General features: G+C 39.4%; 16 protein-coding genes. 14 read left to right on the forward strand and 2 right to left on the reverse strand.

Annotation, left to right across the window (positions count from 1 at the left end; translation table 11 throughout):
• Positions 1-193 precede the first annotated feature (193 nt).
• The 3 genes from groES (at position 194) to HB912_RS02065 (ending at position 3179) form a co-directional block, all read left to right on the forward strand.
• Complete coding sequence (gene groES / locus HB912_RS02055; RefSeq protein ID WP_185371992.1) at positions 194-478, forward strand: co-chaperone GroES; 285 nt, start codon at positions 194-196, stop codon at positions 476-478.
• A gap of 42 nt (positions 479-520) precedes the next feature.
• On the forward strand, positions 521-2152 hold the full coding sequence (gene groL, locus HB912_RS02060; protein ID WP_185371993.1) for a chaperonin GroEL: 1632 nt from the start codon (positions 521-523) through the stop codon (positions 2150-2152).
• Positions 2153-2873: 721 nt separating this feature from the next.
• Complete coding sequence (locus tag HB912_RS02065) at positions 2874-3179, forward strand: hypothetical protein (protein WP_185371994.1); 306 nt, start codon at positions 2874-2876, stop codon at positions 3177-3179.
• A gap of 89 nt (positions 3180-3268) precedes the next feature.
• On the opposite strand, the gene HB912_RS02070 is transcribed toward HB912_RS02065, so the two are convergent.
• A complete protein-coding gene (locus tag HB912_RS02070; RefSeq protein ID WP_185371995.1) occupies positions 3269-3427 on the reverse strand; it encodes a hypothetical protein in 159 nt (52 codons plus the stop codon).
• A 155-nt stretch (positions 3428-3582) separates the two neighbouring features.
• On the opposite strand from HB912_RS02070, the gene HB912_RS02075 reads away from it, so the two are divergent.
• The 3 genes from HB912_RS02075 to HB912_RS02085 are packed head-to-tail and all read left to right on the forward strand — an operon-like array spanning position 3583 to position 5685.
• The gene (locus HB912_RS02075) at positions 3583-4149 is read left to right on the forward strand and encodes a LemA family protein (RefSeq protein WP_185371996.1); all 567 of its coding nucleotides are present in this window, start codon (positions 3583-3585) and stop codon (positions 4147-4149) included.
• 11 nt (positions 4150-4160) lie between these two features.
• Positions 4161-4991 (forward strand): TPM domain-containing protein, encoded by an 831-nt coding sequence (locus tag HB912_RS02080; protein WP_185371997.1) that lies wholly within the window; start codon positions 4161-4163, stop codon positions 4989-4991.
• Positions 4981-5685 (forward strand): MOSC domain-containing protein, encoded by a 705-nt coding sequence (locus tag HB912_RS02085; protein ID WP_342354354.1) that lies wholly within the window; start codon positions 4981-4983, stop codon positions 5683-5685. The genes HB912_RS02080 and HB912_RS02085 overlap by 11 nt, the downstream gene beginning before the upstream one ends.
• An 84-nt stretch (positions 5686-5769) precedes the next feature.
• On the opposite strand, the gene HB912_RS02090 is transcribed toward HB912_RS02085, so the two are convergent.
• Positions 5770-6687: a COX15/CtaA family protein gene (locus HB912_RS02090; protein WP_185371998.1), complete on the reverse strand. Its 918-nt coding sequence runs from the start codon at positions 6685-6687 to the stop codon at positions 5770-5772.
• Between the two features lie 292 nt (positions 6688-6979).
• Here HB912_RS02090 and cyoE point away from each other — a divergent pair, with 292 nt between their 5' ends.
• The 8 genes from cyoE (at position 6980) to HB912_RS02130 (ending at position 13316) form a co-directional block, all read left to right on the forward strand.
• Positions 6980-7897: a heme o synthase gene (cyoE, locus tag HB912_RS02095; RefSeq protein WP_036071959.1), complete on the forward strand. Its 918-nt coding sequence runs from the start codon at positions 6980-6982 to the stop codon at positions 7895-7897.
• 119 nt (positions 7898-8016) lie between these two features.
• Positions 8017-9093, forward strand: a complete 1077-nt coding sequence (locus tag HB912_RS02100; protein WP_185371999.1) for a tetratricopeptide repeat protein — start codon at positions 8017-8019, stop codon at positions 9091-9093.
• A gap of 153 nt (positions 9094-9246) precedes the next feature.
• The gene (locus HB912_RS02105) at positions 9247-10305 is read left to right on the forward strand and encodes a CAP domain-containing protein (RefSeq protein WP_185372000.1); all 1059 of its coding nucleotides are present in this window, start codon (positions 9247-9249) and stop codon (positions 10303-10305) included.
• A 63-nt stretch (positions 10306-10368) separates the two neighbouring features.
• Complete coding sequence (locus tag HB912_RS02110; protein ID WP_036071956.1) at positions 10369-10815, forward strand: YlbF/YmcA family competence regulator; 447 nt, start codon at positions 10369-10371, stop codon at positions 10813-10815.
• Between the two features lie 45 nt (positions 10816-10860).
• The gene (locus HB912_RS02115; protein ID WP_036071953.1) at positions 10861-11142 is read left to right on the forward strand and encodes a YlbG family protein; all 282 of its coding nucleotides are present in this window, start codon (positions 10861-10863) and stop codon (positions 11140-11142) included.
• Positions 11143-11201: 59 nt separating this feature from the next.
• Positions 11202-11756 (forward strand): 16S rRNA (guanine(966)-N(2))-methyltransferase RsmD, encoded by a 555-nt coding sequence (gene rsmD, locus HB912_RS02120; RefSeq protein WP_185372001.1) that lies wholly within the window; start codon positions 11202-11204, stop codon positions 11754-11756.
• Between the two features lie 4 nt (positions 11757-11760).
• Positions 11761-12240: a pantetheine-phosphate adenylyltransferase gene (gene coaD, locus HB912_RS02125; protein WP_185372002.1), complete on the forward strand. Its 480-nt coding sequence runs from the start codon at positions 11761-11763 to the stop codon at positions 12238-12240.
• A 32-nt stretch (positions 12241-12272) separates the two neighbouring features.
• The gene (locus HB912_RS02130; protein WP_185372003.1) at positions 12273-13316 is read left to right on the forward strand and encodes a SepM family pheromone-processing serine protease; all 1044 of its coding nucleotides are present in this window, start codon (positions 12273-12275) and stop codon (positions 13314-13316) included.
• Positions 13317-13463 lie beyond the last annotated feature (147 nt).

A 13463-nucleotide genomic window follows, 5' to 3' on the forward strand; every position in this document is an offset into this window, starting at 1 on the left:
TCGTGTCTTGCTTCTTTACTATTGTACTCGCAAGCAGTCGCTTTTTGCAAATGTAGTGGAAGAATTTTTTTGTTAAAATGAATCCTTTCTGCTTGCAATTTTAACCTTTTTTGACTAATATAAGAATTGTGTTAGCACTCGAGTGATCGGAGTGCTAAAAGTTACGATATTTATTTTAGAGGAGGTTATTATTTTGTTAAAACCATTAGGAGATCGTGTTGTTATTGAAGTAATTGAAGCAGAAGAAAAAACAGCGAGCGGCATCGTTTTGCCAGATTCGGCGAAAGAAAAACCGCAGGAAGGAAAGGTTATTGCGGTAGGTTCTGGTCGTGTACTTGATAGTGGCACTAAAGAACCTCTTGAAGTAAAAGAAGGGGATCAAATTATTTTCTCTAAATATTCTGGAACAGAAGTAACTTATGAAGGAAAAGATCTGTTAATTATTCGCGAAAGTGATATTTTAGCAGTTACGAAGTAAAAATAGAAAACAAAAGCGATATAAATTGGAGGGAATTAAATTATGTCAAAAGATATTAAATTTAGTGAAGACGCTCGTCGCGCGATGCTTCGTGGTGTAGATCAATTAGCTGATACAGTAAAAGTAACGCTTGGACCAAAAGGTCGTAACGTTGTCCTTGAGAAAAAATTTGGTTCGCCACTAATTACAAATGATGGGGTTACCATTGCAAAGGAAATCGAACTTGAAGATGCATTTGAAAACATGGGAGCTAAACTCGTTTCTGAAGTGGCTTCTAAAACAAATGACATTGCAGGTGACGGAACAACGACAGCAACTGTGCTTGCCCAAGCTATGATTCAAGAAGGCTTAAAAAACGTGACAGCGGGCGCTAATCCGGTTGGCGTTCGTCGCGGAATTGAAAAAGCTGTCGCAAAAGCGATTGAAGAACTGCAAAATATCTCGAAACCAATCGAAGGCAAAGAATCGATCGCGCAAGTCGCGGCAATTTCTTCTGGTGATGAAGAAGTTGGAAAACTTATTGCTGAGGCGATGGAACGCGTTGGAAACGACGGAGTTATTACAATCGAAGAATCAAAAGGTTTCTCTACGGAGTTAGACGTTGTAGAAGGAATGCAATTCGATCGCGGCTACACAAGCCCGTACATGGTAACAGATTCCGATAAAATGGAAGCTTCACTTGAAAAGCCATATATTTTGATCACCGATAAAAAAATCTCGAATATCCAAGAAATTCTTCCGCTTCTTGAACAAGTTGTTCAACAAGGTCGTCCGCTTCTTATCATTGCAGAAGACGTTGACGGAGAAGCGCAAGCAACTCTTGTTCTTAACAAACTTCGTGGTACATTTAACGTAGTAGCTGTCAAAGCACCAGGTTTTGGTGACCGCCGTAAAGCAATGCTTGAAGATATCAGCATTCTAACGGGTGCGCAAGTGATTACAGAAGACCTTGGTCTTGATCTTAAATCTGCAACAATGGATCAACTTGGAACAGCACAGAAAGTTGTTGTAACAAAAGATGATACAACAATCGTTGAAGGCGCTGGTGATTCCGACCAAATCGCAGCACGTGTTAACCAAATTCGTGCGCAAATGGAAGAAACTACTTCTGATTTCGATAAAGAAAAATTACAAGAACGTTTGGCAAAACTTGCTGGCGGCGTAGCTGTTATTAAAGTAGGTGCTGCAACTGAAACAGAACTAAAAGAACGTAAACTTCGGATTGAAGATGCGTTAAACTCGACACGTGCAGCTGTTGAAGAAGGTATTGTTTCCGGTGGTGGAACGGCTCTTGTCAATGTTTATAAGAAAGTAGCAGAAATCGAAGCTACTGGAGATGAAGAAACAGGTGTAAATATTGTTCTACGTTCACTTGAAGCGCCAATCCGTCAAATCGCGCACAATGCTGGTCTTGAAGGTTCCGTTATTGTGGAACGCTTGAAAAACGAAAAAATTGGCATTGGTTTCAACGCAGCAAACGGCGAATGGGTGGATATGATTGATGCAGGTATCGTGGATCCAACGAAGGTAACCCGTTCTGCGCTTCAAAATGCTTCATCTGTAGCAGCACTTCTTCTTACAACAGAAGCTGTTGTAGCAGATAAACCAGAAGATAACCCAGCTCCAGCCCCTGATATGGGCGGCGGCATGGGTGGAATGGGCGGCATGATGTAATAGACGCCGTATAAATACCTTTAAAAAGCTGTTTATAGGTATATAGAGGCTAAAAAATAGCTGATTTGCCCCCGCTTTTAAGATTTTTATATATTATATAGAGAGGTTTCTGGAAATGGATAGTATATTTTCAGAGACCTCTCTTTTTAGATTGTAGTTAAAGAAGATATAAGTTTCTTTTGTTGTATTAAGTGAACTGTGTTCAAGCTGCTTAGACTTTAGTATCGCAGTGGTTAACACTGTTAAGGCTGTTAGCCATTTATTATGTCTTCCATTCTTTCATATTTCATCATAGTGCATTGCATCATAAATCAATAGTTTTAATGCGTATTTTTTGCAAAAAAGTACATATAAAGCTAAAATGTTTAATACTTGTTTTAGAACTTGCTTTTTTACGTTTGAAGCTTTATCATAAAGCTATCGAAATTTGGAATATAGAAACAAAAAGAACCATCAAAATGGAAGTTTTGCTAGGAACGAGTACTGCGATTACGAAGCCTTGAGAATTCCTCCGAGGTTTTAGAGGTATGTTATTTTGAATGGTTCCAAAACTCCCTGCAATTGCGTCACTAAATCACCAAGGTTTTAGAGGTATGTTATTCTGACTGGTTCCAAAACGAGCAAAGAAAACTATTTTAACGCTGAAGCTTCTTAAACTTAGTGGAAGAACTTTGATATATTATTTTTAACTGCATACATCACTAGAAAAGGGAGAAACAAGATGAAAAAATGGCTGATTGGTTGTTGCGTGGTTTTGCTAATTGGTGTAGCAGTTTTTTTTGTTTATAAAAACTATGAAAGACATCAAACCCCAACTGCTGTTCATGTGGAAGGTATGGATTATGCGTTGACTGATGAACCTGCTGATTTAGAGAAAATAGGGAAGTCCGCTAGCAAAGTCCAAAAGGTAGTTGATCGCTATGAGCTTCCTAAGCGTAATCTTGAATCTAATTTTTTGAAAAAAGGGACGGAGCTCTATTTTGAAAAGAAACAAAGTGAGCCCCTTACTTCAAATGATCGTTTATGAACGAGATGGCGAGAAATTTGTCGCTAGAGAAATGATTTATACGAATTGAGAGCATTAGAAAAAGCATTTGGCACACGCCAAATGCTTTTTTAGTCTTCATAGATTTCAATTTTGTCACGTAAGGCTTTTTTCGTGAGATTATTTTCTTTCATATAGCGTACAGCTTTTTTTGCACTGAAATGATACTCGAAAACGAGGAAAATGAAGCCGATTATGATTAATGAAGCTAATATTACCGCTTCTTGCATAAAATCATCCTTTCTAAACGATCACTCTTTCTTTTATTATGCTTGAAAGTCTAGCAAGGCGCAACCTTTTTGAGCGAAAAATCCTTCTGCAGATGTAGGAAAAAAGACGTATTTCCTGCTATAATAAAGAAACAAACTGGAAAAGGAGAGCGAATATGAAAAATTCATGGAAGATTATTATTGGAATTGCGGTCGTGTTATTGATTATTGGCATTCCATTTGTTGCAACATATAATTCGTTAAATAAAAAACAAAATGAAGTGGACGCGCAGTGGGCAAATGTCGAAAGTAAGTTGCAACGGCGCTATGACTTGATTCCTAATCTTGTGAATGCTGTAAAAGGCGATATGAAACAGGAAAAAGAAGTGTTTGGAGCGATTGCGGATGCACGTTCTGCTGTTTCAAAGGCAAGTTCGCAAAATGAACAAATTAAAGCTGCTGGGCAAATGGAATCAGCAGTTTCACGTTTAATTGCAACGGTCGAAAATTATCCGGAGCTTAAGTCAAGTGATAATGTCACGCGTTTGATGGATGAACTGGCGGGTACGGAAAACCGGATTTCGGTTGAACGTGATAAATATAATGAAGTGGTTAAGTCTTATAACACGAAAGTCAAAAGTGCACCAACAAGTTTTGTTGCGGGGATGCTAGGGTTTGAAACAAAACCTTACTTCAAAGCAGTGGAAGGTGCCGACAAAGCTCCTGAAGTCAATTTTGATTGAGGCGATTGATAATGAAAAAACTAATCCCGATTGTTAGCGCACTTCTTATACTGCTTTTGACTTTATTAATCGGGCCGGGAACGGCTTTTGCTGCAGATTTACCAAGTCCATCGAAAGAGTTTTATGTTTCGGATGGAGCTCGGGTACTGGATAAGAAAACAAAAGAAATGGTGCTTTCGGTTAATTATGCTTACCAAAAACAAAAAGAAAAACCACAAGTTGTTCTGGCGACGGTGAAAAGTTTTGATGGGCTTTCAAAAGAAGAGTATGCCAATCAGCTTTTTAATAAATGGAAAATTGGATCGGGAAAAGATAATAATGGCGTTTTAATCTTGCTTTCAACGAAGGAACGTGAAATTCGAATTGAAGTCGGATACGGACTTGAAGGTGCGATTACAGATGGAACTTCTGGTGAAATTTTAGACCATAACTTATCGTTATTAAAAGATGATGATTTTAATCAGGGGCTTTCAAATATTTTTTCGGAAGTAGCGATCCAAGTTAATAAGGAATATGATTATCAGGATAAAACGATTTTTAAAAACTACACAAGTGAGCTAGAAAAGGCTCGTGAAAATAGTGAAGACAGCGGAGATGGACTCAGCACGCCTGGTATCATTGCGATCGTGATTGGTGTCATTATTTTTGCAATTGTTTTTGGCGGTGGAAATAATGGTAGACGAGGTGGTCGCGGTGGACGCGGAGGCGGTTCTGGGATGGGACCGTTTATCGGCGGTGGTTTCTTTGGCGGCTCGGGCGGAAGTGGTTCTTCTGGCGGAGGGTTCTCTGGATTTGGTGGTGGAGGTTCCTCTGGCGGAGGCGGCGCTGGACGTGGATTTTAAAGAAAAAGGATCAGCTGTGGCTGATCCTTTTTTGGAAGGAGAATGCTTGATGGGACAGGTGCTAGGGCTTGCAGTTGGGAAGCCGAAAGAAATGGATATCGGACGAAATAAAACGATGATGACAGGAATCGGGAAAGAGCAAGTGGAGGAGGCTATGCTCCGCTTTGCCGGTTTTGATGGGGACGCTTCATTTGATTTGAAACACCACGGCGGGCTAGATCGCTCGGTTTGTATTTTTCCAAAGGAACATTATTCGTATTTTGAAGAGAAATTTAATCGAATCCTTCTTCCTGGCGCGTTTGGCGAGAATTTAACGGTTTCAGGTTTGCTAGAACAAGATGTTGCGATTGGGGATGTTTTTCAGGTAGGGGAAGCGAGGATTCAAGTTTCGGAAGCTCGTAATCCTTGTGCGACAATTGGGAAGTATCATTTCATGCCAGCGCTTTTTAAGGAAGTTCGAAGTACCAGTCGGACGGGTTTTTTATGTCGAACGATTTCGGAAGGGAAGATTCAAAAGGGAGATGAGATCGTTCGTGTGAGACGAGAAGCGGACCCGATTTCAGTAGCCTTTTGTAATGAAAAGGTTTTACACAGGATGGGCAAGCGGGAAGAGTTGGAGCGGATTAGCCAAATTGAGCCGCTTGCTGCACGTTACCGGGATGAGGTACTTGAAAAGCTTAGGAAAATGGGATGAAAAAAGAGCCGTTCGGAAGAACGGCTCTTGGCGTGTTTTGCGTTTAAAATGATTAGGGAGGCTTAGGACAGCAAAAGTTTTGACTTAGCGAATTCGTAGTCGATTTTTCTTGCTTCTTGCCCCAAGCATGCAAAGATAACAAAATAGCGCAAACAAAATGGTAATGATTAAGCTGTGAAACAAGGCCACATAAAGGTTGACGCTCGTATAAACGGAGAGAATACCGGTTACGGCTTGAACGGCAACAAGGATAATCGCAAGCACCATGCCATACGTTAACACGCGATAATGTCTGTAGTCGCGGAAAACGAGCCAAGTCACATATAAAATCCAAATAACAAGGATGCCGGCTGCGATTCGGTGGAAATACTGAACGTAATCTTGTACGTTTTCGGGCCAAATAAAGCTGCCGTTTTCAAATGGCCAAACAGGGACTGCGAGACTCGCTTTTTCGTGTCGTACAAGTGCGCCTGTGTAAACGGCTAGATATGTATAAATGGTCAAGAAATAAAGATTGAGTCGAAGCTTCGTTCCCATCACAAGGTTGCGTGCATCAAATTTACGGTCGACTTCAAAAATAAGTAATGCAAGTAAAACGATGCTTGAATAACAAATAATGGAAATACCGAAATGGAGAGCCATGATATAAGGATTTTGTCCCCAGATAACTGCCGCAGCTCCCATGAATGCTTGGAGAATTAAGAAGACAACGGAAATAATAGCAAGCGGTTTAGTCTCCCTGCGATCTTTGATTTTAATCCATGCACAAATGGCAAGCACGACAACGAAAATGGAGCCAAGTCCTGTTGTCATTCTGTGTGCAACTTCAATCAGTTTTTCAGGTGTAACGTCTGTTAGGTGAACGAGTTGTCCATTACAAAGCGGCCAAGAGTTCCCACAGCCGTCTGCTGATCCGGTTTTTGTAACTAGCGCTCCTCCGAAAACAACGAAGGTCATTGCTAGAATGGTGAGAACGGACCAGACTTTTAAAAATTTATTCATGTTCCCTTATCTCTCCTTTAGATGAATCTCGAAACGATTTTCTTATTTTAGCTACCTCCGTTCATTTTAGCTTGTTTTAATGGATAAGTAAAGGAATCCCTTGTTACTGCAGCTTTCACAAAGTCTTAAGTTTCATCATGTATATGATTTCACAAAGTTTTGAGTGGTGAAAATGTTTTGAGCCAAAGGATTTTATTGCGATGTGTGAAGGCAATTTGGTTGACAAATCGTGTAGTTTTTTCACATAATGGATAGAAGAACTATGCGGCAATTTATTTAAGGGGGAGAAGTTTTGAGCAGAATCGAAAATACTGGCGAATGGCAGAAAAGGGATGCAGTCAGTAAATTTAATGTGCGCGACTTTACGGAACTTGTAAAAGTAGGAATCGTTAATTCAAATACAATTACAGCTTTCACAGGAATGTGGTTAGCTTTTCAATTAAATGGGATTTCATTTATGCAGAATTTGGATGTAATCTTTTTTACGATTGTCGGTTCTGCACTTATTGTAGGAGCATCGGGAGCGTTTAATAACGTGATTGACCGGGATATCGATGGCAAAATGGAACGAACGAAAAATCGTCCTACTATGACAGGGAAAATTTCCGGTACAAAAGCTCTTCTTATAGCGGCCTTGCTTTTACTTATCGGGGCTGGAATGTTGTTTATGACAACTTGGCAAGCAGGTGTGCTTGGACTTTCAGGTGTCTTTCTTTACGTGGTGGTTTATTCCATGTATGCTAAACGGAAACTTGTGAGTAACACCGTGATTGGGAGTTTTTCAGGAGCAGTTCCGCCACTAATTGGTTGGTTTGCTGTTGATCCACATTTTAGTTTAATCCCAGTTATGCTCTTTTTAGTGATGTTTGCATGGCAACCACCACATTTTTATGCGATTGCGATCAGACGAGCTGAGGAATATAGAGCAGCTGGAATTCCTATGCTTCCCGTTGTGAAAGGCTTTAACCGGACGAAGGGAAGTATGCTTTTCTGGGTACTTGTGCTTTCTGTTTTGCCATTTTTCATGACAGAGCTCAGTCTTGTTTATGTAAGTTTAGCAACGATCTTAAACTTAGGTTGGTTGTTGCTTAGTTTATATGGATTCAAAATGAAAGACGACTTAAAATGGGCACAGTGGATGTTCATTTATTCGCTCAATTACATGACGATTTTGTTTGTTTCTATGATTGTTATTTCTATTTTTCTTTAATGCGAGTGGGCCTCAAGTTTGGGCTCACTTTTTTCTTTAAAAAATCTTGAAGTTTTCCTCATCAAATTCTTTTTTTCAACTGGTATAGTGAGAATAGAAAGGATGCCGAGGTGGTACTGATGAAAATCGCAAGTTTTGAAAGAATGAAGCAACTTGTCGAAAATGGTAAATACGTCGATGCAGAATTGGAAAGTCGTAATATGATCACTGAAAACCCATCGCACTTTGCTGGTTATCTTTGTCTCGCCTATCTTAACTTCGCTAGGGAAAATTTTAGTGAAGCGGATCATAACCTTGAACAGGCTCTTTTATACAACCAAAATATTGTGGAATGCTACCAACTAGGTGTGATGATTTATGACAGACTTGGTGAAAAGAAACGCGTTATTGAACTTGCTCGTTTCGGCCTTACGCTCGATCATGAAGAAGCAGATTTTTATGCGGCGCTTGCCAAATACGAAGCGGATAGTATAAAAGACAAAGCCGCACTCTATGAAACGGCACTTGCTTATGCTCCTAAACGTTTAGACATCATGGGAAGCTTAGCTTTTTGTCTATTCCAAATGGATAAAACAAGCAAGCGAGTTCTTGCTTTACAAAATACCGCGCTTACTGCTGATCCATTATTTGAACCGAACTTAATTTATTTTGCAAAAATTAGTTATGCTCGTGGAGATTTCGAGGCAGCACGTGAGTTTACACGAAAATTATGTGTCATTGAACCCAGTAATGGGGAGTATCAAGCACTGTATAATCAAGCTTGGGCAACTAAAAATCCATTTTGGTCTCTTTACGAACGTGTACGCTTGTTTGGAAAACGAATTTCTCTCATGCGACGAATTGTTTTGGTTAGCGTGTACATACTGATTTTTGCTCTTTTGACAAATTGGATTGGCTATTTGGCCGTTTTGATGTGGATTATTCCTCTATTAGTAGTGGTGGTGGCTATTTTGTCACAAACGGAGCGAAAGGAAAAACTAACACGACAAGACCGAAAAAACAGGTATTTGCGCTTGCCGCTAGCTATTATATTGTTAATGCTTCTTGCTTTTCCAGCCGGTGTTCGAACGGTTTCTACACTTGCGGACTGGATGACTCCAAATAGTTTGAAAAATAAGTATCCGATTACGGAGCCTTTTGAAAAACAAATTCATCCGTTTGAACAAAAAGAGTTTCCTTTAAAACTTCAAAAATAAATGGAGGCAGAAATTTTTAGAAAAGTAATAAATTCTAAGCTTCTGCCTTTTTTATATGGAGAAATTAGGGAGAAATGAAGCTAGCTGGGTAGCTTTTCACGAAAAAAAACGCTACAATTAAAAGCAGAAAACAAGCCAAGAGGAGGGCAAAATTTGAAATTTGTACTAAGAGTACTAGTGCTACTCGTTATTTGCCTTTTTATCGGTTACAATACAGATCTATTTTTTGAAAAGACGACAGAGAGAAATGAAGCACAGGATAAAGTAGAACAGAAAAATATGCCGACAGAAGCTAAGAAAGCAAATGAAACGAGTGAGCAGTTACCTGCGACCGATGAAAATATGGGAAGCTTCGTCAACCAAGATTTTTCGAAAGTAAAAGCTAAATTCGGAGACCCTATTCGGGTTGATAAAACCCCGTATGGTTATGACAATTATGTGTACAACCAACCGAATACAAGTTATATGCTTGTTGGTGTGCGAAATCATAAAGTGCAAACTATTTATGCGCTTGGGCAGGATTTAAATTTAAAACCGTACCAAATCGGAATGTCTGTAGAGAAGGTGTTTACAAACGCCAAGCTTCAGTCAGAGATAGCTTTTTATTATGAAAATAATTTTTACCGATTTGAACTCTCGGAAAATGATTTAAACATGCGTCCAGTCGTTAGTCTTGGAAGTGGTGTTTATGCGCAGCTTAATTTCGATAAAATAGATGGCAAGCTGACGAGTGTTCGTTATTTAAATAAACTTTCATTTATCAAAATGCATCCTTATGAACTGAATTATCAAGGGGAAATTTATAAGGAAAATGTTTCGAATGACTTATGGAATCAAGTCGATAAAGCAGCTGATTTAGAGGTTCTTGAAATTACAAATGTGCTTAGAGAGCGTTACAAAGCAGAACCTGTTGCAGATGAACAAGATGTTGCCAAAGTTGCTTACGGGCATAGTGTGGATATGGCAGAAAACAAATATTTTAGCCACGATTCGCCGACTTATGGTTCGCTAGGAGACCGGTTAAAAGAAGGAAATGTCGTATACACAAAAGCAGGCGAGAACATTGCTTACAATTATATTGATGCGGCTGCGGCTGTTGAGGGCTGGTTAAATTCGCCAGGTCACCGGAAAAACTTGCTAGAAAAAACCTATACGTATATGGGCTCTGGTACATTTCGAAAATACTACACGCAAAATTTTGTTACAAAATAAAAGACGCTTTTGTGAGTTCATGCTATAATGATAATGTACAGCGAAAAGTTTGGAGGGATTAGTTTGTTTGCAACGATGGAGAGTTTGGCACTACTTGATTTATCAGATGAATTATCTGCCATGATTCTCAGTTCAGAAGAAGCGAATAACTATCTGAGAAAGAAACAGGCGCTGCAAAATCCAGAAACGCAAGCGAAGGTACAGGCGTTTGCAAAAATCAAAGAGGCTTATGAAGAGGTGGAGCGTTTCGGCAGATATCACCCTGATTATAAAGAAGTAACTCGAAAAACTCGTGCTTTAAAGCGAGAACTCGATATGGATGAAGGAATTGCAGATTTTCGCCGGGCAGAGACCGATTTGCAGAATTTGCTTGATGAAATTAGTCTTTTACTTGCGGGCGCTGTCTCATCGAATATCATGGTGCCAACTGGAAATCCGTTTTTCGAGCAAAAGTCAGCCTGTTCATCAGGCGGTTGCGGAAGTGGTGGAAGTTGCGGCTGCTCTGCGTGATGATAAGAAGCGTAGAGGCTTAGAAGAAGTAAAGGGGATAAAAAAATGGAAAATGATAGACAAGCTGTCGTGGTTTGGTTGAATCATTTGAAACAAGTTAGATCGCTTAAGCGGTTTGGCAATGTTCATTATGTTTCGCGAAAGCTAAAATACGCCGTACTCTATTGTGATATGTGTGATATTGAAGAAGTTTCCGCGAAGTTATCACGCTTTAATTATGTGAAACGTGTTGAACCTTCTTTTAGACCATTTCTGAAAACAGAATATGAGTCGAAAAAAGAAACGATGCATGATCATAGAAGTGAAGATGTTCAAATCACGATTTAAGATGAGGCAGTGCTGTTTTAAACAGCACTGCCTTCCGTTCATCTAGGAGGAGATAAATTTTGAGAGTTATCGCTGGTTCAAGAAAGGGACATCGCTTAAAAGCTGTTCCCGGAGCAAATACGAGACCTACAACTGATAAAATAAAAGAAGCTTTGTTTTCAATGATTGGGCCGTTTTTCGACGGAGAAAAGGCACTTGATTTGTTCGCTGGAAGCGGGGGGCTTGGAATTGAAGCACTAAGCCGTGGCGCTTCAAGCTGTGTTTTTATTGATCAAGCAGGTGCTGCGATTAAGACGATTAAAGAAAATGTACAAGCTTGTCACTTTGAAAAGGAAGCTCAAATTTTTCGAAATGATGCTCGTAAAGCTTTAAAATTACTTCAAAAAAACGAACAGAGCTTTGATCTTGTTTTTCTTGATCCGCCGTATAAAAAGCAACAACTAGAAAAACTACTTTTAGAACTTTGTGAACTTGGATTGCTTCAAAAAGGAGGGCTTATTGTATGTGAGCACGATAAAGAAGCAAAGCTACCAGATGAAATTCCTCAATTTGAAAAGATAAAAACTGCGGAATATGGCATCACTATCTTATCAATTTATCAGTTTGGAGAGTGAGATCATGGAAGAGAGAATAGCTGTTTACCCAGGTACGTTTGATCCGATTACAAATGGTCACTTAAACATCATTGAACGTGCTGCTCGAAATTTTGATGTTCTTTATGTGACGGTGCTTAAAAATTCCAGCAAGAAACCGCTGTTTGACTTGGAAGAACGCATGCGGCTAATTGCCGAATCTACTGTTAGCATCCCTAATGTTCGTGTGGAAAGTTCTGGTGGGCTTCTAGTAGATTATGCGAAAGAAAAATCTGCGCATGTAGTTATCCGAGGCTTGCGTGCAGTTAGTGATTTTGAATATGAACTTCAAATTGCGGCGATGAATAACAAACTCGATCCAGAACTTGAAACCTTTTTCATGATGACGAATCCAAGCTATTCCTTCTTAAGTTCGAGTATTGTTCGCGAAGTGGCTAGTTACGGCCGTAGCGTTGACGATTTAGTTCCAAAACCTGTCAGTCTGGCGCTCAAAGCTAAATTTTAATTGGAATTGCAGATAAGGGGTTGTTTCTAGAAATGCGTAAACAGTGGAAAAAGTTATTAGTTATTGCCATATTGTTAATTGTTATCGTGGGATTTTTTATCCCCGTGCCTTATTATATTACGAAACCAGGTTCTGCGGAGGAACTTGAGCCGCTTGTGCGGGTTTCTGGGCATACAAGTAAGTCGAAAGGGTCGCTAAGTCTTGTGACGATCGCAATGGCAGAAGCTAATATTTATACATATGGGCTAGCCAAGCTGCTTCCTTATCATGAACTTGAAAAAGAAAGTGACGTCCGTCTTGATCATGAAACGAATGAAGAATATAATGTTCGGCAAATGTATATGATGAATGAATCGAAAAATAATGCGATTCAAATCGCTTATAAAGCTGCTGGGCAAGACGTGAAAATCAAATATGATGGCATTTATGTAATGAGCGTACTCGATGATGTTCCAGCAGCTAAATATTTACACGCAGGGGATCTCATCACAAAAATTGATGGTAAAGCATTTAAATCCAGTAATGAATTTATTTCCTATGTAAAAGGCAAGAAGCAAGGGGATAAGGTGAACGTACAATTTGTTCACAACAAAAAGAAACAACAAGCTGATATTGAGCTGACTAAAATCGATAAAAAAGGAACAACTGGGATTGGCATTACCCTTGTAGATGATGAAAAAATTGAAACGTCACCAAAAGTAGAAATTGATTCTGAAAAAATTGGTGGTCCATCTGCCGGTTTAATGTTCAGTTTAGAAATTTATTCTCGCTTCCAAAAAGAGGACTTAACGGATGGTAAGAAAATTGCAGGAACCGGAACCATTAGCCCAGATGGAGAAGTAGGACGAATTGGCGGGATTGATCAAAAAGTGGTAGCTGCTGATAAAGAAGGCGCAACTATCTTTTTTGCCCCCAACGATGAAATTACAAAAGCCATGAAAAAAGACAATCCAGGGATTAAATCGAATTATCAAGAGGCTAAAGAAACAGCGAAAGAAATTGACACCAAGATGAAAATCATTCCTGTAAAAACATTCCAAGATGCTGTTGAGTATTTAGAAAAACTACAGAAGTAAATAAAAATTTGAGAAATCGCAAATGAAATAGCGCCTGAACTTTTCAGAATTTGAATGGTATTTGAATTTTGAAAGATACTTTGGAGCTGTTTCTAGCGGTTTCTTTTCTTAAAAGCGGGAAAGGAAGAGTAAGGGAAGTTTACCTGG

Origin of the sequence: Listeria aquatica, from assembly GCF_014223975.1 — a bacterium.
GTDB classification, from domain to species: domain Bacteria; phylum Bacillota; class Bacilli; order Lactobacillales; family Listeriaceae; genus Listeria; species Listeria aquatica.

Excerpts from the sequence above, each read along its gene's own strand:
- groL (WP_185371993.1), top strand. The coding sequence starts at position 521 with ATGTCAAAAGATATTAAATTTAGTGAAGACGCTCGTCGCGCGATGCTT.
- HB912_RS02065 (WP_185371994.1), top strand. The coding sequence starts at position 2,874 with ATGAAAAAATGGCTGATTGGTTGTTGCGTGGTTTTGCTAATTGGTGTA.
- HB912_RS02070 (WP_185371995.1), bottom strand. The coding sequence starts at position 3,427 with ATGCAAGAAGCGGTAATATTAGCTTCATTAATCATAATCGGCTTCATT.
- HB912_RS02075 (WP_185371996.1), top strand. The coding sequence starts at position 3,583 with ATGAAAAATTCATGGAAGATTATTATTGGAATTGCGGTCGTGTTATTG.
- HB912_RS02080 (WP_185371997.1), top strand. The coding sequence starts at position 4,161 with ATGAAAAAACTAATCCCGATTGTTAGCGCACTTCTTATACTGCTTTTG.
- HB912_RS02090 (WP_185371998.1), bottom strand. The coding sequence starts at position 6,687 with ATGAATAAATTTTTAAAAGTCTGGTCCGTTCTCACCATTCTAGCAATG.
- HB912_RS02100 (WP_185371999.1), top strand. The coding sequence starts at position 8,017 with ATGAAAATCGCAAGTTTTGAAAGAATGAAGCAACTTGTCGAAAATGGT.
- HB912_RS02115 (WP_036071953.1), top strand. The coding sequence starts at position 10,861 with ATGGAAAATGATAGACAAGCTGTCGTGGTTTGGTTGAATCATTTGAAA.
- coaD (WP_185372002.1), top strand. The coding sequence starts at position 11,761 with ATGGAAGAGAGAATAGCTGTTTACCCAGGTACGTTTGATCCGATTACA.
- HB912_RS02130 (WP_185372003.1), top strand. The coding sequence starts at position 12,273 with ATGCGTAAACAGTGGAAAAAGTTATTAGTTATTGCCATATTGTTAATT.